Source organism: Bradyrhizobium shewense (assembly GCF_900094605.1).
Lineage (GTDB): Bacteria > Pseudomonadota > Alphaproteobacteria > Rhizobiales > Xanthobacteraceae > Bradyrhizobium > Bradyrhizobium shewense.
The window spans coordinates 160,794-179,146 of the sequence record NZ_FMAI01000009.1 but is presented as its reverse complement, the minus strand read 5'-3'; the positions used below and the strand labels follow the sequence as shown (position 1 = coordinate 179,146).

The 18,353-nt window shown below is 53.1% G+C and carries 16 protein-coding genes; all 16 read right to left on the bottom strand.

Going from position 1 to position 18,353, the window contains the following annotated elements; genetic code table 11:
• Positions 1-115: 115 nt before the first annotated feature.
• Positions 116-850 (bottom strand): glycosyltransferase family 2 protein, encoded by a 735-nt coding sequence (locus GA0061098_RS19085; RefSeq protein ID WP_091959212.1) that lies wholly within the window; start codon positions 848-850, stop codon positions 116-118.
• Positions 843-1,952, bottom strand: a complete 1,110-nt coding sequence (locus GA0061098_RS19080) for a glycosyltransferase family 4 protein (RefSeq protein ID WP_091959209.1) — start codon at positions 1,950-1,952, stop codon at positions 843-845. The genes GA0061098_RS19085 and GA0061098_RS19080 overlap by 8 nt, the downstream gene beginning before the upstream one ends.
• 1 nt (position 1,953) lies before the next feature.
• A complete protein-coding gene (locus tag GA0061098_RS19075; protein ID WP_245323429.1) occupies positions 1,954-3,279 on the bottom strand; it encodes a capsular biosynthesis protein in 1,326 nt (441 codons plus the stop codon).
• A gap of 474 nt (positions 3,280-3,753) precedes the next feature.
• Entirely contained in the window at positions 3,754-4,713 is a 960-nt protein-coding gene (locus GA0061098_RS46990; protein WP_091959203.1) for a WxcM-like domain-containing protein, read from the bottom strand.
• Positions 4,679-5,629 (bottom strand): glycosyltransferase family 2 protein, encoded by a 951-nt coding sequence (locus tag GA0061098_RS19065; protein ID WP_091959200.1) that lies wholly within the window; start codon positions 5,627-5,629, stop codon positions 4,679-4,681. Before GA0061098_RS19065 ends, GA0061098_RS46990 begins: the two co-directional genes overlap by 35 nt.
• On the bottom strand, positions 5,626-6,726 hold the full coding sequence (locus GA0061098_RS19060) for a DegT/DnrJ/EryC1/StrS family aminotransferase (RefSeq protein ID WP_091959197.1): 1,101 nt from the start codon (positions 6,724-6,726) through the stop codon (positions 5,626-5,628). Before GA0061098_RS19060 ends, GA0061098_RS19065 begins: the two co-directional genes overlap by 4 nt.
• A 4-nt stretch (positions 6,727-6,730) precedes the next feature.
• Positions 6,731-8,392, bottom strand: a complete 1,662-nt coding sequence (locus GA0061098_RS19055) for a hypothetical protein (protein WP_129590889.1) — start codon at positions 8,390-8,392, stop codon at positions 6,731-6,733.
• A 115-nt stretch (positions 8,393-8,507) separates the two neighbouring features.
• Positions 8,508-9,401, bottom strand: coding sequence for a glycosyltransferase family 2 protein (locus tag GA0061098_RS19050; protein WP_091959191.1), 894 nt, complete (start codon positions 9,399-9,401; stop codon positions 8,508-8,510).
• A gap of 332 nt (positions 9,402-9,733) precedes the next feature.
• A complete protein-coding gene (locus GA0061098_RS19045; protein WP_091959188.1) occupies positions 9,734-10,747 on the bottom strand; it encodes a class I SAM-dependent methyltransferase in 1,014 nt (337 codons plus the stop codon).
• 9 nt (positions 10,748-10,756) lie between these two features.
• Complete coding sequence (locus GA0061098_RS19040) at positions 10,757-12,025, bottom strand: ABC transporter ATP-binding protein (RefSeq protein WP_091959183.1); 1,269 nt, start codon at positions 12,023-12,025, stop codon at positions 10,757-10,759.
• Between the two features lie 3 nt (positions 12,026-12,028).
• Positions 12,029-12,808, bottom strand: coding sequence for an ABC transporter permease (locus tag GA0061098_RS19035; RefSeq protein ID WP_245323427.1), 780 nt, complete (start codon positions 12,806-12,808; stop codon positions 12,029-12,031).
• Between the two features lie 83 nt (positions 12,809-12,891).
• Positions 12,892-14,070, bottom strand: coding sequence for a glycosyltransferase (locus tag GA0061098_RS19030; RefSeq protein ID WP_091959180.1), 1,179 nt, complete (start codon positions 14,068-14,070; stop codon positions 12,892-12,894).
• Positions 14,067-14,990 carry an NAD-dependent epimerase/dehydratase family protein gene (locus GA0061098_RS19025; protein ID WP_091959177.1) on the bottom strand — a complete coding sequence of 308 codons (924 nt, stop codon included), beginning with the start codon at positions 14,988-14,990 and terminating at the stop codon, positions 14,067-14,069. The genes GA0061098_RS19030 and GA0061098_RS19025 overlap by 4 nt, the downstream gene beginning before the upstream one ends.
• Entirely contained in the window at positions 14,984-15,811 is an 828-nt protein-coding gene (locus tag GA0061098_RS19020) for a class I SAM-dependent methyltransferase (RefSeq protein ID WP_245323425.1), read from the bottom strand. The genes GA0061098_RS19025 and GA0061098_RS19020 overlap by 7 nt, the downstream gene beginning before the upstream one ends.
• A gap of 14 nt (positions 15,812-15,825) precedes the next feature.
• On the bottom strand, positions 15,826-16,494 hold the full coding sequence (locus tag GA0061098_RS19015) for an acyltransferase (RefSeq protein WP_091959174.1): 669 nt from the start codon (positions 16,492-16,494) through the stop codon (positions 15,826-15,828).
• The gene (locus GA0061098_RS19010) at positions 16,491-18,167 is read right to left on the bottom strand and encodes a capsular polysaccharide export protein, LipB/KpsS family (RefSeq protein ID WP_129590888.1); all 1,677 of its coding nucleotides are present in this window, start codon (positions 18,165-18,167) and stop codon (positions 16,491-16,493) included. Before GA0061098_RS19010 ends, GA0061098_RS19015 begins: the two co-directional genes overlap by 4 nt.
• Positions 18,168-18,353 lie beyond the last annotated feature (186 nt).

Sequence of the window (18,353 nt, the reverse complement as noted above, 5' to 3'; positions counted from 1 at the left end):
GGAATGTCAGTAGCTTAGTGGTCGAGGGGACTGCCCAGCCGGCGCAAGTTTCAAGTACAAGCGAGACCGGCTTTGCACGCAGCTGCAATCGTCTCCCCTGAGCTACCGCGATCGTCTAGAAGTGAGTCTTAGGAAGCCTTCCAGTGTGCTTGAGCAAATACCGGAGAACGCTTGTAAGATGGCGGCGGGCGTAGCGTATGTTCCTGTGGCTCGAGCGCTGAGCCTCATGGATGACCGATATCGTCGGATTTACGGCGATCTTCCAGCCGGCCTGCCAGAGGCGCACACAGATATCGACGTCTTCATAATACAAGAAGAAGTTTTCGTCGAACCCGCCAACCTGTCTAAAAGCTTCTGCTCGAAAGAACATGAACATACCTGCGGTCCAGTCGACCGTAACTGGCGAATTTCCGGTAACTATTAAGCGTCCATCGCCAGCGCCCACAGCTTTCTTGAGCAGTCCAAACGGCGTGGGGAATTCTCGCGCGCTGTCTTCCGGTGCGCCGAAGCGATCCGTAACAAGGGGGGCTATTAAACCCACAGATGGGTCATTCATCGTTTCTCGAAGTGCAGCGAAGGGGTCATTTAGAAGACGAATATCGGGATTGGAGATGCAAAAGAACGCGTGTTCCGACAATTCGAATGCTGCATTATGATTGGCGCCAAACCCCTTGATCTCAGTATTCTCAATCACCCGAAGATTCGGGAGAGTCAAAATGGGGGCGCGCTCTTTGATATTCGAGGTCAACAAGATATCGACGTCAGAAGCGAGCCGTTCTAAATCGCCAAGCAAATTGTTAGCCAGGTGAGACTGGCCATGGCTAACGATGGATAATAGAGTTCTATTCATAGATGGCCGCCCGTTCGATTACAGCGAGAGTTTCGCGCGCGGTGCGTCTCCACGAAAATTCTTTGGCGCGAGCTTTACCTAGTGTTGAAAGTCGCGCCAGTAACTCCGGATCGACCAGGAGTCGGGTCAGTCCTTCTCTTATTTGATCTTCGTTTGTGGGATCGACTAGAACACTCGCTCCTGCTGCGATTTCCTGGGTCGCGCCAATATCACTCGTCAGTACGGGTGTTCCGGCCATCATGGCCTCTAATATGGGCAAACCAAATCCCTCATAGAGTGAGGGATAAAGAAGCGCCTTCGCATGTCTCAATAAATTGAACAACTCTGCATCGGTCACGTGTCCCTTGAACTGAATCCCGTACTCTCGATCGTTTGAGTTCAGCGGTTCATTGACAAGCCATCCTTTTGCGCCAACCACAATGAGCTGAGTGTCCCCTCTCGCGGCCGCGTCAAGCCTACGCCATGCAGAGATCAGTCGAGCGAGATTCTTGCGCGGTTCGACTGTGCCGACGGATAACATATAGTTAGTTGCAGGCCCTTGAGTTGCAACACCGCGAGTGGGCAATTCTTCTGACAGATCTCGCGCCGCCAACAACGTGGTGATCGTCTTGGTTCGGCTAGAAGGAATGAGACGATGGAGATCCATCTTTGTGGCGTTTGAGACCGCAATCACGGCCTGAGCGGCGTTGACGGAGGCCTTTATAAGTGCGGGAAAATAGTAGCGCTTTATATGCTCGTGGACCTCAGGAAAGAGCTGGTGGGTCATGTCATGTATTGTTACAACCCGAGGAGTTCGGCTGGCGAGTGGCAGGACGAAACCTGTACCCCAATGAGCGTCTATTCCCAGCCTTCTGATATGTGCAGGAAGCGTTACCTGTTGCCAAAGCGCACGTAGGTAACGAGATCTTGGGGACATTATGAAGCTGAACCGGCTGTCGAGCTCAAGCTTCACGCAGTGAGCTTGCGTGTGGTCATTGCCGAAAATGATGAACTCATGCGCGATCGATCTGTCGAGATTCCACTCACGAAGTATCTCGGTAATGTACACGGCCGTGCCGGTCTTCGCGGCTCCCAGTCCAGTCGCATCGATGCTAATGCGCATGTTAAATGCTCGAGGGAGCGGAGGTCGGGACACCGTCCTCTGCATGATAGACAAATGGCTTGTTGAAAAGAATGCCTTCGCAAATCACGTCCAGACCCGACGATTTTCCCGGTTCAAGATCGGATAGTCCCTCGATATCTACTGCAAAAGGCGGCCAGCCATTGGCTTGCACGATAGCATCGATCGGGATCATCCTTCGAAAAAAGAAGTGATACGCATATTTCAATGCGCGGTCACGAGTATTGGCATCCAGCTTCCCTGCAAGCGGAAGGGTATCAAGCAACCGCAAATACTCTTCCTGTGAGCGAGCATCTAGAGTGAGTCCTTTGCCGCGGATCCACGCCTCGCCAGCAACGATAACGGGGATACCGCTCGACGTGAGTTCAACACCGGTCTTGGTTCCATAGATCAAAACGGCGTTGCACTTTGTCATCGCTACATAAGTGCTCACGCGGCTGTTCGGTGGAATAATGAAGATGTTCCCAGGAAGCGACTGAAAGGTCCGCCCGATTTCATCGATAGCAAGTTGGCGAGATGGCACTGTTCCAGTCATCTCAGCAGGATGAATTCGGATCAGAAGTTGAAGTTCGGGCCTTGCTGCGAAATAGGCGATAGTTTTCAGCAGCCAATCAAGCATCCCAGGAAATGCGTTGGCGCGATAATGAAGCTGGGCATCCCAGACCACATTGGTGAGAAGCCCAACGACTGGACGGGAAAAGTCTACGCCAATCTCGCGGCTAATGGCGTCAATGTCAAACTCAGGGTCGCGGTGAAAGGTGACCCAATCGTTCTTGCCGATCCAACGGCTCTGGAGATAATCCTCAATCTGGGTGCGATGTTCGGCTCGCCATTTCATGTTTACCCAATGCTCGATTGGCTCGTTCAGTAAACCCTGATGATAGGTTTCATCGTGATTGAAAATGAAGCAGCCGCGCCGGTAAGCTGGATGCCAAGTCACGACGCGCACTCCCTGACGCCGAGCGGTTTCTGCGATCAATCCTTGCGGGACGTATATTCCGTGATTGAGGACGACGACGTCGAATTTATCGCCGCCGAACAAATGGCGGCAGGCGTAGTAGGTCAAAAGAGACGCCTCGAAGTAGCGGCGCGTAATGAGTTCTGCGTAAGGTTCACCGCGTAGATCTCCACGGGCAAAAAAGCGGAGAGTGCCGGCCATAGCATGCTCACCGACTGGGACACCGTCGATCAAATAGGTGGGGATCTTGTCAAGAGCGATGGACCGAGCGAGCTCGCGGGCGCGGTTCCGGTCCGAGGTGCTCAATTGAGAGCTCAGTCCGATCTGATGGAGTTGCGCCTCTGCAAGCATCGCTGTTGCCGGCTTGTAGCAGGAACTGCACCGGTCGCGCGGGCCGTTTGTTGCGAAGTCCTCAAGGTCCGAGTGCCAGCTAATCTCGCACATCATGCATGCTGGTAGTGTCCGGTCGCATAGGAGGAAATGAACCGACGCTCCTCTGCGCGTGAGGGCAACGCCGAGAAAGCTCTCTACGGTCATAGAGGGCAGATGGCCGGCTGTCCCGGTAGCAATCAGGACTCGCGTGGGTCCAGCAGTACGAACACTTGCTGCCCACATATGGGAAGAAAGGTCTTGCGCGAGCAGTCTCGGCCAATTCGGTAGCCCAGCGAACCGTGCATGCCATCCCGTGCAGGCGAAATAACAGGCGCGGAACCAGCGACGCCGCTTAAGCCAGCGTGAAAGGCCCTGGCCGTACAATTCCGTAATTTGCCGCGGCAAAGAAACAGTTTTCGCTATGATTGCCGGGAGCATGAAATCGAACAACGATCAAGGCTCTTCACGGACCAATTCGACGAATTCGGAGTAGCTCCGAATGTAGTCGTCGGGATTGTATCGGTCGGAAGCGAAGACGAGCAACACCGCATCGCTCGTAAAGTTGTATTGGACGCCCCACACCATGGGCGGCAAGTAAATGCCTTTGTTGGGCGAGTTCAGGCGGACCTCGGCACGCTTGTGCCCATCATCGACTACCACCGAACAACTTCCGCGCACGCAGATCAAAAATTGATGGCATTGACGATGCGCATGCTGCCCTCGCGTTTCGATACTCGGGACATCGAAGACGAGAAAATAGCGCTTGGCTTCAAATGGAATGTCTGACGGAAAATTCCCCACGGAAAGGGAGCCGCGGATATCCTCGAAGCGTGCCATGCGATGGACAGTCACGTTCCGGACAGAGAGCCGTTCCGTGGAACCGATCTCCGGAACAGCTTTGGATAAGTCACGAGCGGTCTCGCTATTCGGCAGGCTCTCGACGTAGCCCTTTATCCGTGCGGGCGAGCCGAAGACGATCGAATGAGGGGGGATAGACTTCGTCACTACCGAGCCGGCGCCGACCATAGCGCCCCGGCCGATCGTGACACCCGGCAATATGATCGCGCCAGCCCCGAGCGACGCTCCGTCTTCAATTCGCGTTTCTAAAAATGCTTCTGGATATCGTTTAGAGCGCGGAAACTTGTCGTTAGTGAAGCTAACATTCGGACCGATGAAGACATCATTGCCGACCCGCATTCCGTCCCACAGCTGAACCCCTGACTTCACTGTAACCCGATCGCCAATGATAACGTCGTTCTCTATGAAGCAGTGCGAGCAGATGTTCGTGTCTGCGCCAATCTTGGCGCCCGAAAGAACAACCACGAACTGCCAGATCCTCGTACGCTCCCCAATGCGAACGGACAAAACTTCAGCAGTTTTATGGATCTGCGTTGTCTGTTCTGTAGTTAACATGCCTGATCGCCACGATTGAGAGAGGCCGCCGTTTGCTGTTTTCATAGCCTCGCCAGGCATAAGTCCCGACGAGTCCGATTCCAAGCAGGTTTACAGTGCCCCAGAACATGATCGCAATCATGAGCGCGGCGTATCCAGGAACCTCGATAATTTCCAGTAACCTTCCAGCGACGACGATAGAACTTATTACCACGGAAAGAAAGGTTCCGAATGCCCCAACCCTCGTCAGGAGCCGGATAGGATAGTCGGTGAACGAAAAAATGCTGTCGAGCATATAATCCAGTTTCTTCGATAGCGTCCAGGATGATCGACCTTCTTGCCGCGCCTGCCGTTCGTAAGGAAATTGCTTTCTCCGAAAGCCGAGCCAAAACACAAGGGCGATCAGGGACGAGCGAGCCTCCTCCAGATGGAGCAATCGATCGCGAAATGCTCGGTTACATCCAAAGACGTCAACGCCGCCCTCAGGCATGTCAGGCATGATCCAACGCCGATAGGCACCCCAAAACAGGCGAGCCGCCAGGCGAGACAACATCGGATCGTTGCGTTTCAGTCGTACGCCGATCGCCACGTCGCATTCTTCTGCTTCGAGGGATCGGTAGAAATCAAGCAGGAGCGAAGGCGGTTCTTGTAGATCGGCCGCCATCACGGCGAGGTACTCGCCGCGAGCTGCGGCGAGACCCGAGCGGATGGCTGCAAAGGACCCGAAGTTTCGGGAATGTACGAGGAGTTGCATCGGCAGATCGAGGCGATCCATCTCACTCTTGAGCATCCGGTATGATCCGTCAGGGCTGCCGTCCACAACGAATACGGCTTCAAGCTGGCCGGCTAGATCGCAGTTTAATGCTTTTAGCGCCGCGAGAAGACGAGGGATTGAGGCCTCATTCTTATACACTGGAATGATGACTGAATACTTCACGAGACCCAACTATTGACGGCCTCAATCACCTTGCCGACTTCCTCGTCTGTCATTTCAGGATAGCAAGGTAATGTCAGAGTTTGCTGGGCATTCTGCTCGGTGATCGGAAGCGTGATGCCAGAACACCTGATCGAAAGAAGCGGTTGTCGGTGATCGGGTATCGGGTAATGGATCTCAGCTGCAACTCCGCGTTCGTTTAGATGAGCGCGTAGCTGGTCGCGATTGCATACCCTAATCACATACAGATGGGCGACATACCCGTCGTCGTTCCGAACGGGAGGGGGCTCAACAAAGGGATGAAAGATAGACGCTGAGTACCGAGCAGCGATTTCGCGCCGCCGCGCGTTGTCTTGGCCCAGGAAAGGTAACAGCTCTGACAGAATCGAGGCTTGGAGTTCATCGAGTCGCGAGTTTTTCGCGCCTGCAAGGGTCACGACATACTTTGAGGACCAACCATACTGACGTAACTTGGCGATGCGATTTGCAACCGTATCGTCGCTTGTCACGACGGCACCACCGTCGCCGAGGCCGCCGAGATTCTTTGTTGGATAAAAGCTGAACGATGCAGCTCTGCCAAATGAACCGACTTGGCGGCCGTCAATCTTTGCCCCGTGAGCTTGCGCGCAATCTTCGATAAGAGGCACGTTACGTTCGTGGCAGTATGACGCCATTGATGCGATGTCCCTGACGGCAGCTCCATAGAGATGGGTAATGACAACGGCCCGGCAGCCTGCATCGACTGCTTGTACCACTTGCTCCAGCGTTGCATGGTGGCTTTCGGCGGCGACGTCCATGAAATGCGGAGATGCGCCGATTGCGAGCATTGCGGTTGTCGTATACATGCCAGCGTTTGCTACTGTAGCCACCATATCGCCCTGGGTGACCCCTAAACCGCGCAAAGCGAGTTCAATCGCATCAGTGCCATTGCCTAGTCCAATACAATGCGACACACCAACGTAGCGCGCGAAAGCTGCCTCAAAGTTCTTCACTTCAGGGCCAAGCACGACATAGCCTCTATCAATCACCTTGGCTATGGCCGCATCGATTGAACGCCGTCGATGTGCGTATCGTGTTTGCAAGTTGTTGATGAGTATCATCTGACTACTGCAAAGTTTTGTTAACGTACACGGCGACTTCTGAACCGAATGGGGAGCTCAGTCGTCCCCGAAGTTCCCATGTCGTGGTATCATCCGCCATTTGCCTGGCAACGTATCGTGCTAACTCCCTTGTGTAATCGTCCTTAACCACGTCGTTAGCCAGCGGATTATCGACGTCGACGAGCGTCATAAATACATTCACCGATTTAGCTAGGGCGGGCATTATCAATTCGCGATCCTTGTCTAGGACACCACTAAACCATTGGCCCCGGGACCCGTCCTGTGGAAGGCCGCGTCTTAGTTGCCACTGGCTTTGACGGATCTGAAATACATTTGCAAAGCGCGCGTGTCGATTGAACGCTAGCTGTGCTGTTGGGATGACGAAGCGCGCGTAATAGTCGAAATTGGAATCGAGAAAAGGAGCTTGGGAAATTGTTGAAGGCAAGTTCGCTACGACTAGATCAGTCAGGCGACGGTTAAATTCATAGAGCCGCTGAGCTTGCGGGCGCGGATAGAGAAACGCTTCTGAATTGATGTAGACCGCGTACGATGCAATGGAGAATGTTGGTAGAATGAATGTTAATCCGAGAGCGAAGCGCGAAAACGGCTTTTGCAAGGTAAGGTAGGATTGGTGGGCCGTTGAGACGCGAAAAGGAGCCAAGCTCAGCAAGAATAATCCAGGAAGCATATAAAACGTTTGGCTAATATCGTCCTCAACTCGCAGAATGAAGAGTACCAGCACGATACAAGACAGAGCTGCCCAAACCGTCGCGATATAATCGGCGATATCGCGTTTCTGGCGGATGGTTCTCTGCATCGAAATGTAGGCCAGCAACAGCAAGGCGAGGGAGCCGATAATTGGCACACCCATCGTGTACAAGATCAGTTTCTTGCCGGTGGTCGCGAGCGCGGCAGCCACAGTCTGGTTTAAGCCGTAGCCGGCCACAGAGTAGAAGTAGAGCACCTCGGGTAAGAAGCGAACTATAAAGTAGCCGGCTACAATGCCGAGGCCAGCTACGAAGCTAATATGGGAAAGAAGGAACTGCCGGATCGGCCGTTCGGTTTTTAGAGATCGTTCGAACGCGAACATCGTGACGATTGGGGCGATGACCAATGCTCCGTACATGAAGGCGTGGAAACGAGTCAGCGTTGCAAGCCCTAGGAAAGCACCAGCGACAAAGCTGCCCGCCGTGTTGCTGCCGTCGGATCGTCTTACGAAAAGCGTAAAGAGTGATGCGCCAAAGAAGAATGAAGCGGGCATATCAGGCAGGCGCGAAGGAAGACCATACTTTGGATCCCAAAAGCAAAACGCCAAAAATATGGCCCACGGCGCTGCAAATGCGTAGAACGCCGACTGAGTCCGTACCCAGATGCAGGCGCAAAGCGACGCAAGAAAGAAAAACGCGGCGAAACAGGAGAAGTACAGGTGCCCATTGACCGAAAGTGTGTTGTTCTGACCCACAACGGCATACGATAGTGTGCGGAGGGGGTCGCGGGCGTTGTCACGTGCGAAATGTAGAACATGGGTGAGCCACCGTCCCGGTGGGCCACTGTCAAGAATAGACAAATCTCTCAGCCAATAGGAAGCTGTGTCGCCGATCAGAGGCCAACTGCGATAGAAGACTACGTTAACGTGGACCGCGGCAAGGAACAGCACAGTAGCCATTAGGGCAGACCAGACCGCGATTAGTCCAAGCCTGTTCCGCGTCCCCACCGTAATCAACATCTCTCTTGGACCGATGTCAAACTCGAACCCGCTGTCGAAGGCAGCAGGATCTTGTTCACCTAATTCTTTGCACCAGGTGGTAACCTTTACCCTTATTTGAGAATAGGTCTAGCCAACTGACGAATCTAGCAGATAGCACGATCGAAATTGTACGGAAAGTCGCGCTCCGCTGCAAAGCGCGGGTTGAGAATATTTTCCTTGCTGTGCGCCTTACCAACCCGGCAACTGCTCTTTTGATCGTGTACTTTCTGTCTACTTTTAGCATTGCGCTTGAGCAATAGCGTTTCTCATATAGAGCCTTGGCGACGGCATGTCGCTGCTGTAACCACTGATAGTTTTCCGAAGTCGGATCCTCGCTCCAGTTGCGATAGTGGTGCAGGGCAATCGCGCGCGTGTAGACTACCTTGTAGCCTTTGAACAGGACCTCGGCAGTCAGAGCATTATCAATTCCATAGTCGCGGAACTCCTCTGAGAACCCGCCAATCTCCTGAAGCAGGCCAGTAGGTAATACCCCTTGATTGACATTGAGAATACCCGCTGGAGAAAGTCCGCCGATAAACGGCGCGTCAGCAAATGGTCCTTGTACATCTTTTGTCTTGAGAGCGACCATGCCAATGGTGCGGTCGTTTTCAAGAATATTTACAGCTCGGTCCAAGCCATTATTGACCACTTCATTGTCGTCGCTGAGCCAACAAACAAATGGCGAATCCACATGCTTGAACACCTCATTGTATGCTCTCGCTTGTCCCAGCTTCTTTCCCACAAAAATCGGAGTGATAGACTCGCTTGCGATTGAGCTGAGATATTCGATCGTCCCATCGGTTGAGCCGGCATCCGTGACATACACGCGCGTGTGAGTCGTCGTGTTCGCGACGATACTCTCGATACATCTCTTCAGTTGATCCAGTCGGTTATACGTGCCTACGACAACGGTCAAAACGTACTTCATGACGCGCTCACCCAATGAACTGAAGCCGATAGAACACGAGCGAAGTCCCCGAGGACTCGCAAGGCTTGCTGTGGCTATTCACAACTCAACCAGACCGCTTGCGTCGAGGAAGTCTGCTGTTGACCGAGACTTCCCGATAACCCATCTCGGTGAGAGCGAAAGCCATTGCTGGAAAGGAGCTCGGTCGCTCTAGAGATTTTGAGTTCATCGTTTCGCATTAAGTTCCGCCGGGACACTCCGGATGTTTAATGCAGCTTTCGCTGTTTGAAGAAGGTTTAGCTTTAATTCATCGATGTCGATTTTCACTAGGGCAACCCCCCTTGCGTGATTGGTCACGATGCATCCTCTAGAAAATTGACGTTCTTTGTCGGTGAAAAGTTCTTTACATCGACCCCATCGACATACAGTACGAGGCAAGTATTCCGGATACGAAACAGAGGGCGTTCGATGCTGAGTTCTTGGAGATAGCCGAAAACTCCCGGACTCTTCGGAGCATAGTCGTGCCATACGACCATGCCGCCCGGCTTGAGCATTTCGAACGCTTTTAGCGTATCGTTCCTGATGCCTTCGTAACTGTGATCCGCATCGACGAATATATAATCCATACTCGCCGCGTAATTGGTGGTATCGAACCTACGCGAGTCAGAGAAGAGTTGCTCGATTCGATTTTTATAGGGGCTGTCCTGAATAAGCCTACCGATGTACGGACCATATCGTTGGTCCTCATTGGGAGGTAGGTTAAGCGTAAAGACCTTGACTTCCTTGCTGATCGACGCAAGGCCGCAGGTGGTTCTGCCCATGTATGTGCCGAACTCGAATATTCGCTTGGCATTCCTTAGCTTTGCCGCAGCGACAACGAACATCATATCCATGTGGTTTTCATGGTGGCTCGCTTCGTTGCTGATACTTAAGGGCAGCGACATCTTGCCGATACCTTCGAAGATCTCCTCTGCGTAGAGCTCTCTGATATTGCTTGCTTCGAGCGTCTTACCGAAGCCGAGTTCGAGGAGCATTCGATTGAAAAGACCGCCGAGTTCAGCCTCTAAAGTGCCCCGCACGTACAGCTCTTCAAGGCGCGTGCGAGGATGCTTTTCCAGTAGAAGCATGCATTTGCTGATGGTGCTCTGTGCCAATAAAAGGCTAGGGGTGCGAAGGGCAGTTAATATTCGTTCGATCTTGTCGATGTGCTGTCCGCTTGATGCAAGAATCTCAGCAAACTGCCCAAGTAGAATGGCACCCGCTTTCTTATTTTCGAGTTTGGGCAGCAGGAACGAAATCAGATTTGATATCGCGCGCCGCTCGACTTTGGTCCTCGGCTCAGTCTCAGGGGTGTTATTGTCTTCCATGAACCAAACCTATCGCCACTCATTAGAGAATTTAACCAGGATGTCGCCCTGCTGGTTAGGAGGTAATCTGCCTGTACCGAAAAAGTCGGACTCGGTCACTATAAGACGCTTTGCAGAGATAAGTTTGTCTGTGGTCGATCGGTTGATGATGCATCCCAAATCAAGGTCATAAATTCCAGGAAGTAATGGAAGTTGCGGTATTCTGATCAGATACTCCCCCTCGCTATGTATCCTCGTGGGGAGTGTCGTAGGAAGAACTTCGCTGGGAGTGCCAAACAGTCTCTGTCCCTTGTCGTTCTTAAATACGACTGAAATACTCAGATCCCTAATGGGTTCGAGCTTTTCAGGTCGCGCTTGGTATCTCAGGCCGATAATGACATCCTGGCCGGACTTGAGGCGTTCGCATCGCTGCATATTGCCATCATAAAACGAGATGCTGCTGAACCTCAGGTCGCCGGTACCGATTCGTTCATGGCGCGTGTCGAGCGATTGTACCGTAGCAGGAATCATCGCTTTGTAGTATTCGGCGATACCAGCCTCGGTAGATCCGAAGTATCGCACTTGGCCTTGATCCAGCCACAGCACCTTAGAGCAAATATTGGAAACGGCGCTGAGATTGTGGCTTACGAACAGGACTGTGCGACTACCCCCTACCATCTCCGAAAACCTATTAAGGCACTTCTGCTGGAAAGCGATATCGCCGACGGCGAGCACTTCGTCGACAAAGAGCAGATCCGGATCCAGATGCGCCGCGACAGAAAATGCCAAGCGGCTGTACATTCCGCTTGAATAATGTTTGACAGGGGTATCGATGAATTTCTCGACTCCCGAGAATTCCACGATCTCGTCGAGCCGCGTAGTTATTTGCGATCGTGTCAGGCCGTGCAGGGACGCGTTGAGAAAGATATTCTCACGTCCCGTCATATTCGCGTTGAACCCAGTTCCCACTTCGATCAAAGAGCTGACGCGCCCGCGGATAGTCGCGCTGCCCAGCGTCGGCGAGATAATGCGCGAGAGGATTTTTAGTAACGTACTCTTGCCTGCACCGTTCGATCCGATGATGCCGACGACTTCTCCCTGTCCAACCGAGAACGATATGTCGCGGAGAGGCCAGAATGTTTGCCGTTTCTTGATGATCGGCGGAATAGGGTGGCCCCTCAGTTTGCGATAAGGCAACCATGCAAGCTCGCGTGCAACACGACCCAGGGTCGCGCTACCACCAGTGCCTATCGCATATTGCTTTGATAGCGCATCAACTTCGATCACCGGAGTTGTCATGCTCTAAATCGCCTCCACCAGTTCGTGCTCGTATCTCATATAGAGATAGAGACCTACGATCACGGCGATCATTGCGAAAGCGAGCGAAGAAAGCCAAGCTTGCCATGGGAAGCCTTCACCAAAGAGAGCCGCGCGCCAACCCATCAGAGCGCCGACCATCGGATTTAATTGATAGATGATGTGAAATCGGTCTGGGATCATCTTCGGAGAGAAGATGACGGGCGAAACAAACATTGCGAGATAAAGGCTGAACTCGAAGACTTTCTGAAAGTCCCTGAGTCGCAGCGTCACCGCGGCGATGATGAGACCCGTGCCGAGGGACATCAGCATGACGATGAGGAGAGTCGGCAGTATCATGAAAATAGCCCGCCCGGGATACACGCCGAAATAGACCATCATTCCGACTAGGGGAATCGCTGATACGATCAGATCCAAAAGATTTGCGATTAAGGGGACAGTGGGCGTGAGCAACCGAGGAATATAGATCTTCGTGATCAGTGACGCGTTCGCCTTGATGTTCATTGACACGTCGATCGACGTCTCCATGAAATAGTACCAAAGGATCAAGCCACTGTAGATATAGAGCGTATAAGGGAGTTCGACCCCTGTTTTTGCTTCGGACCAGCGTTTGAATAGACCGAAGATTGTCACATAGATTAGTGGTCGAGCGCAGAGCCACACAAACCAGAAGTACATCTCGCCGAATGATGCGCGGATCTTCTTCCACACGAGCATCGAGAACATATACCGGGCGTTCCAGTACTCTTGAGGATCGATGGCCATGAATCGTCCCGCTGGGGTAATGCGGGTGACTTGCTCTCGACTTGCCATGAAGGTGCTCTCGCTACTTAGCTATGAATGTCGCGTCAGGTTCGTCCAGCGGCAGCCGCTTTTGCGATCGAAAGGAAATCGCGCGCATATCGTAGGCTGCGCTCGACAGCCTCGCGACGGGCCAAGCGTTCGTTCTCCAGGCGTGGCTGGTGTGAGGCCTGATTCCACGCCGCCAATAGTTTTTCTGCCAGATCATAGTGGTCATCAACAGCGAAGAAGACCGCGTTCGCCGGATTTTGCTCCTTGTGCACGTCGATGTCTGACAAGACTATTGTTTTTCCGAGTGCACGCGCGTCCTCGACTGTTGTGCTCCATCCCTCAAATCGAGAAGGCTGAAGCACAAGGCTGGCTTGGCGATAGAGTTGGATTTGATCGCGACGATCAAGTAAGCCCAGGCGAAGAGTCTGCCCGTGGATTGAGTAGCTTTTCAGGAGATCGTCAAGGTGACGGCCATATTCGTTGGTGCGATAGTCCTCATTGCTCCCCGTACAAACGAGCGGGATTTGAATCCCTCGCTGCTTAAGAATTCCAAGTGCGCGGAAAGCGGTGTCGTGTCCCTTGTGCTGCCACAGCTGGTTCGGCAGATAAACAAACTCATTGGGCAGAGCAAACCGGGTGCAGACGGATAGCGGATCGGCTGCGAAGTCGTCTGGCGCGAACGTGCTAACGAAATGGAGGATGCGCACGGGCTTCTCTTCGAACTGCGGAAAGAAGCGGTGAAAATCTTGCTTCGCCGCCTCGCTGCTCAAGACTAGAATTCCAGGCTCTGCAAACATCCGATTGTACATTGCGTCGCGGCTCTTGAGCTCTTCTGAAGAGAAGAATTCCGGAAAGTGTTTATATTGGAAGTCGGGCACCCAATATATCTTCTGGGACGGGCCCGGGATATTGGGCCCCTTTGCGGGGAAGGCGACGACGCACTCATCGGAAAGAAGAAATTTGCCCTGCAGCTCTCGGCCGGAGAGTTTGCGGAATGCACGGCGCAATTTGCTAAGCGTGTCGTGGCCGACCTTAAGAGGGGCGTCGATAAGCACGTTTGGATAAGTCCGAAACTCGTCCTCGAAACCTGCAAGTCGATTCTTCGAACTGATTTGCAGAACGAGCTGAGGGCGCTCGGAAGCCGGCAGGAGGGCAAGTGCCCGTAGCAAATTACGGGTGTACTGAACGCCACCGATCCAGTGCAGGCCGCCAGTCAGGTAAATTAGGATTTTCATCTGAGCGTCCGGAACCAGCTCACGTACTCAGCCACGCCCTCGTCTATCCCCACTTGGGGTTTGAATCCGAGCGCGCTGACCAGGCCGATATCGGCCCGCCAGTTCTTAGGATCTCCGGCGCGATTGTCCCCGCTAAAGACTATTCGTTCCTTATTCTCTCCGAAAGCAGCGACGACGCGGTGGGCAATCTCCGAGATGGAAATTTCTATGCCCCGCGCGACATTGTAACTTTCGCCATTGAATGCTCCTCTGCGGAGAAGACAGAGCGTCGCTTGAGCGATATCGGAGGCGTGAACGAAGTCACGGGATTCGGTCCCGTCGCCACCAAGCCGAATGATATCGCCAGCAAGGCATTTGTGACACAGGTCCCAGAATATTTGCTTCCGCAGTCCTGCCCCATAGGCCGAAAAGATGCGCGAAGAAGCGACTTGCAGGCCGTAGATCGAGTGATACTCGGCGGCCAGCTGCTCACACATGACCTTGTGGAATCCATATGGTGAAATAGGCTGTCGCGGCATATCCTCGGTAATGGGCAATAGATTGGGTTGACCATACACTGCCGCACTCGAGGCGAATAGGACCCGTGTCTCGGGCGATCGAAGACGCACTTGGTCGAGGATAGATGAGAAGAGATTCACCGACGAAAGGAAGTCGAAACGAGGAGCTTGGATTGACGTTCCGACATTGGCATTACCCGCCAGATCAATCAGGTAGGTCGGTCTCTGCTCCTTAAGAATCTGGCCGAGCTCAGAATCCAGGTCGGTGCAACAATAGAAATTCAGATAGGGCTGTTGCTCAGCAGCCGCAACAATGTCCACGCCAATCACGGAGAGGCCTGCCCTGGAAAAGTAGCGTGAGACAGCTCTGCCGAGAAAACCGGCTGCTCCGACTATAACAACACGTTCCGGCGAGTTTACCATTTTCGAAGTGCAAATCCGACGCCATAGCCGATATCCGCATCAGTCCATGCAGTGAAGCGCGAATCCTCCACGATGAGGCGCTTCCAGACATCCTCTAGATAGCGATGTTTCGGATGGCAAACATCATCGAAAACAATCGCGCCGCCGATCTTCAGGTGAGGTAATACATAGCATAGATCTTCTACGGCACCATCGTAGGAATGGTCACCATCAACGGTGATGAGATCGAACGCTAGGTCCTGATGAGTTTCGAAAAACGGCTTCAGCGTCTGATGCGAGTTGCCATCGGTGAAGATACGCTCGCCCGAATGTGAGAACTTGTCTAGTTCTTGTGAGACGAGTTCCGGGCCGGGGTTCTCCATACCTGCGTAATTGCTTACCCACATGTCGAACATGTAGAGATCGCAAGCGGGAGCCTTCGATGCGACGGCGCTGACACTGCGACCGCGGCGGACGCCAATCTCGAGATAACTCTTCGGCTGTAATTGTTCTGCTAAAGCGAGTAGTACAGTTACGATATCGACATAACGCCAGCCGGCATTGAAGCGACGAGCGCCTTCTCTGTAGTATTTCAAGAGATATTCGCTGTAGTCGTCCCTGCTCAAGCGGTCTAGCAAGGCAATCGCCTCCTGAACGCGCTCAGCGCATACCGCGCGTTGCGCGATCGACCCTGCTGACACCATTAGCGGTGGATACCATTGGGTCTGCCCCGGTGCGGCTGTGTAGCAAACCGCCTCGACGTACTGATCCATTTTGAAGTAGGCGGGCGTCTGCGTGTTTGGAGAAGAGCTCGCTGTCGACTTCCGGAATTTTTCTAACATGCGCATAGCCTCTTTCAATTCCTGTCTTTTAAGTCGACAAAAGTTGTCTTTGAGCCGATGACTAAGGTATCAGGCGGAACATCGCTCGTCACGATACAGCCTGCGGCAACAATCACCCGGTCTCCGATACTCACGCCCTTCAGGATTGCGCTTCCAAACCCGAGCCAGCAGTTTCTGCCAATTGTTACCGGGGCGCTCGGAATCTCGATTTTCTGATCAATTTTTTGGCCGAGAATTTTCTTGAAGTGCTTCTCACGTTCCAACCAATTGATGGAGTGGGATGTGTTATCGAAAATCTGGACGCGATGTGCAACCAGAGTCCCGCTTCCGATCGTAATCTGCTGTGCGGCACTGATGATGGTATCGTCTCCGAGATAAACCTCCTCGCCGATGGTCAGGGCTCCTCCAGGCTCTACTCGGATCGTTCCTCGACATACCGTATGTTGCCCGATCCGAACGGCCTCGCGATTGTGCTTGTTAATCAAACGAGCGTTGCCGCCGAGGCTCACACCTGCGGCACAAACGGCTGCTCTGTCCCAGGACCTCCAAAGGCGCCTAACGCAATAGTCTCCGTACAGCTTTTCGGCAAGTTTTAGAAATGGATCAATCAGGAGAGACCCCGCGCCCCTGGGGCGCTTGTAGACGCCTCCGCTCGCAAAAGCGTGGTCCCAATACTTGGTCAAGTTGCCCCCTGTCGAGTTTCGGCAGGATAAATGAACTCGCTGCCATGAAGAATGCCATCACATATCACGTCCAAGCCGACATCGCTTCTGGGCAACAATTGTTCAATGTTGTCGATGCCGATTTCATAAGGAACTCCTCCGGAGGCCGGTTCCATGTAAGAAATCGGAATAAAACGACGAAAAAAGAAATGAAACGCGTATTTTTGCGCCAAATCTACCGTCCTCGCGTCCAAGCGTTTGCCAGCCGGCAATTTGTCAAGGATAGCAAAGTAGGAGTCTGGCGACGTTGCGTCGCGGGTAAGACCTTTATTCCGGATCCATGCCTCTCCCGCCACGATCACAGGAATGCCCATGGCCGTCAGTTCGACACCCGTCTTGGTTCCGTAGATAATGACGGAGTCGCTGTTTTCGCAAAGCACGTAGGTGCTGACCTGACTGTCCGGTGGAATGACAAACACATTTTCTGGCAACTTTGGGAAGAACGTTGTTATTTCATCTACTAGTGGTTGACGAGACGGTATGGCGCCTCTTACCTCGGCAGGATGGATTCTGATCGCTAACTGGAGATCGGGACGGCCCTTGAAATATTCGATGGTCTGGACCAGCCAATCTAGCATGTCGCGAAAGGCGTTCGCCTTGTAATGGAGCTGCGCGTCCCAGAAGACGTTAGTTAATAGGCTGATCGTAGGGCGTGAGAAATCGATCCCAGTTTCGTTCATGATCATTTCAGCATTGTGCTTCGGCTGATCGTGAAACCAGATCCAGTCGTCGGTGCCGTACCAGCGACTCTTCAGATATGCCAAGGTGTCGTTTTGCAGGGCCTCATTCCAGGCAAAATTTTTCCAGTTGGAGTCTGGCTCTTCGAGAAGGGTGTGATGATATGTCTTCTTGTGTGAGAAGATAAACGTCCTCTTCCGATAGCCTACCTGCCAGTTTGCGACGCGAACCCCTCTCGCCCGGCAAACCTCACCGATGATGCCCTGAGGAACGTAGATTCCATGATGGAAGACTGCGACCTGGGGCGCGTACTTGGAGCAATATCTACTCGTGACCAGTTCAGTAATCAGAGCCGCCTCGAAATATCGGCGCAGAACCTGGTCGGCCTCGGTCGTCTGGGGTAAAGTTCCGCACGCGAAGAAACGTAATGCGCCGGCAAGGGCATGCTCTCCGAGAGCGAGACCGCCCGCCGTATAAGCGCTGATGTCATCAGAGGAAATGGTCGCCGCGAAGTTTTTGAGGTTGGCCCGCTCAGCGTCCGAGATGAATTCGCTGTAGTAGGAGACCGCGAGACCGATTTTATCGTAAACCGACTTCCCTCGTGCTAAGCAACCCGGGCAGACTTCTTTCTTGAGACGATACTCCGTGATGACCTCAGTACTTTTCACTTTACCTGCATGTATGTGAAGACATGCCGGCAGCGCAGCGTCACACAGCAGAAGGCGAACATTTGCGCCCCTCAAGGTCAGCGACACTGCGATTAGGCTCTCCAATATTGTGGCTGCTGCAAGGCCGCCGACACTTGTTGCAACCAGGACTTTCTCGCCCCCTTTGGCTGCTTGGAGAGCTTTATCCCAAGTCGGCGAGTTCTTAAGATATTTGTGCCAATCGGGGAGGGAAGGCGGAGCTTCGCGCGCAGGCCTCTGGGCAATCGGCTGGCTAGCTGAAGTAGCCATACTCCGTAGCCGCCTTACGATCGCGGACAGTAACCTGGATGACATCGTTCGCCGTAGCCTTCATACTGGAGACGATTAATCGTCAAAGTGATTGTGACGTTGAAGGAGAAGCTTCGCCTAATCCACGTCTCCCTGCAGCTGCAGGCGCAACGAGGGGAAAGGAAAGGCGATCTCGGGGTTAAATGC

Bases quoted from the DNA above. Each gene is read 5' to 3' on its own strand.
- GA0061098_RS19025 (WP_091959177.1), bottom strand. From the start codon at position 14,990: ATGGTAAACTCGCCGGAACGTGTTGTTATAGTCGGAGCAGCCGGTTTT.
- GA0061098_RS46990 (WP_091959203.1), bottom strand. From the start codon at position 4,713: ATGTTAACTACAGAACAGACAACGCAGATCCATAAAACTGCTGAAGTT.
- GA0061098_RS19060 (WP_091959197.1), bottom strand. From the start codon at position 6,726: ATGATACTCATCAACAACTTGCAAACACGATACGCACATCGACGGCGT.
- GA0061098_RS19050 (WP_091959191.1), bottom strand. From the start codon at position 9,401: ATGAAGTACGTTTTGACCGTTGTCGTAGGCACGTATAACCGACTGGAT.
- GA0061098_RS19080 (WP_091959209.1), bottom strand. From the start codon at position 1,952: ATGCGCATTAGCATCGATGCGACTGGACTGGGAGCCGCGAAGACCGGC.
- GA0061098_RS19035 (WP_245323427.1), bottom strand. From the start codon at position 12,808: ATGGCCATCGATCCTCAAGAGTACTGGAACGCCCGGTATATGTTCTCG.
- GA0061098_RS19075 (WP_245323429.1), bottom strand. From the start codon at position 3,279: ATGCTTGCAGAGGCGCAACTCCATCAGATCGGACTGAGCTCTCAATTG.
- GA0061098_RS19040 (WP_091959183.1), bottom strand. From the start codon at position 12,025: ATGACAACTCCGGTGATCGAAGTTGATGCGCTATCAAAGCAATATGCG.
- GA0061098_RS19020 (WP_245323425.1), bottom strand. From the start codon at position 15,811: ATGTTAGAAAAATTCCGGAAGTCGACAGCGAGCTCTTCTCCAAACACG.
- GA0061098_RS19055 (WP_129590889.1), bottom strand. From the start codon at position 8,392: ATGGCTACTGTGCTGTTCCTTGCCGCGGTCCACGTTAACGTAGTCTTC.
- GA0061098_RS19010 (WP_129590888.1), bottom strand. From the start codon at position 18,167: ATGGCTACTTCAGCTAGCCAGCCGATTGCCCAGAGGCCTGCGCGCGAA.
- GA0061098_RS19085 (WP_091959212.1), bottom strand. From the start codon at position 850: ATGAATAGAACTCTATTATCCATCGTTAGCCATGGCCAGTCTCACCTG.
- GA0061098_RS19045 (WP_091959188.1), bottom strand. From the start codon at position 10,747: ATGGAAGACAATAACACCCCTGAGACTGAGCCGAGGACCAAAGTCGAG.
- GA0061098_RS19030 (WP_091959180.1), bottom strand. From the start codon at position 14,070: ATGAAAATCCTAATTTACCTGACTGGCGGCCTGCACTGGATCGGTGGC.